The sequence below is a fragment of the Acinetobacter sp. Ag2 genome, from assembly GCF_001005515.1.
Lineage (GTDB): Bacteria > Pseudomonadota > Gammaproteobacteria > Pseudomonadales > Moraxellaceae > Acinetobacter > Acinetobacter bereziniae.
On record NZ_LBNA01000003.1, the window covers coordinates 1 to 1,611 of the forward strand.

The following is a 1,611-nucleotide window of genomic DNA, read 5'->3' on the forward strand; positions in this document are numbered from 1 at the left end:
AACATCTTTGTAGTCGCCTGCACTTGCAACATTGTTCAAGCTTGTACCACCTGTTGTGGTGATCTTGCCTGTTGTTGCATCTTGTGTGCTACTTGCACTCGTACCTGCCAATGTGATGTTGTTGTAGTTCGCACTGCCATCAGCATTTTTGTCGTACTTCACTGCAAACTTATCAGTTTCACCTTGCGCTGCATTTAACGTGTTGATCGCTTGGTTAATGCTGGTTTCTGTGTTGCCACTGCCATCTTTAACTGTCAACGCTGTGTTATCTACACCTGCAATGGTATTGCCTGAACCGTCTTTAACTGAAATACCATCTTTACCAATCACAGTTGAACCATTGGTTCCATTGGTTCCATCGTTCACGGTAATACCAGTTAAGTTGTTGAGGTTTTTATTTAACTCAATCGCAACCTGACCGCCTGCAACTTTCGTGGTGATGTTGCTGTCCGCACCAACAACTTCAACTGCTTCGCCTAGGTTCTTCTGAACTTTAGCGCCATCTGCTGCTTGTAATGCAAAGCCTTTGCTGGTTGCTGCATTGGTTGCATCAACAACTGCATTGTTTAAGTCACCTGCGTTTACACCTTTGCTTGCATTGGCAACATCTTTGTAGTCACCTGCACTTGCAACGTTGTTCAAGCTTGTTCCACCTGTTGTGGTGATCTTGCCTGTTGTTGCATCTTGCGTGCTACTTGCAGTCGTACCTGCCAATGTGATGTTGTTGTAGTTCGCACTGCCATCAGCATTTTTATCGTACTTCACTGCAAACTTGTCAGTTTCACCTTGCGCTGCATTTAACGTGTTGATCGCTTGGTTAATGCTGGTTTCTGTGTTGCCACTGCCATCTTTAACTGTCAACGCTGTGTTATCTACACCTGCAATGGTATTGCCTGAGCCATCTTTAACCGAAATACCATCTTTACCAATCACAGTTGAACCATTGGTGCCATTGGTTCCATCGTTCACGGTAATGCCAGTTAAGTTGTTGAGGTTTTTATTTAACTCAATCGCAACCTGACCGCCTGCAACTTTTGTGGTGATATTGCTGTCAGCACCGACAACTTCAACTGCTTCGCCTAGGTTTTTCTGAACTTTAGCGCCATCTGCTGCTTGTAATGCAAAGCCTTTGCTGGTCGCTGCATTGGTTGCATCAACAACTGCATTGTTCAAGTCACCTGCGTTTACACCTTTGCTTGCATTGGCAACATCTTTGTAGTCACCTGCACTTGCAACATTGTTCAAGCTTGTTCCACCTGTTGTGGTGATCTTGCCTGTTGTTGCATCTTGCGTGCTACTTGCAGTCGTACCTGCCAATGTGATGTTGTTGTAGTTCGCACTGCCATCAGCATTTTTATCGTACTTCACGTCAAACTTGTCAGTTTCACCTTGCACTGCATTTAACGTGTTGATCGCTTGGTTAATGCTCGTTTCTGTGTTGCCACTGCCATCTTTAACTGTCAACGCTGTGTTATCTACACCTGCAATGGTATTGCCTGAGCCATCTTTAACCGAAATACCATCTTTACCAATCACAGTTGAACCATTGGTGCCATTGGTTCCATCGTTCACGGTAATGCCAGTTAAGTTGTTGAGGTTTTTATTTAACTC

1 protein-coding gene is annotated in these 1,611 nt (G+C 44.4%); it reads right to left on the reverse strand.

Annotated elements, in window-relative coordinates:
* Positions 1 to 1,611 (reverse strand): beta strand repeat-containing protein (locus tag AAV97_RS21165; protein ID WP_081409701.1); only part of this gene is annotated, 1,611 nt, incomplete at both ends.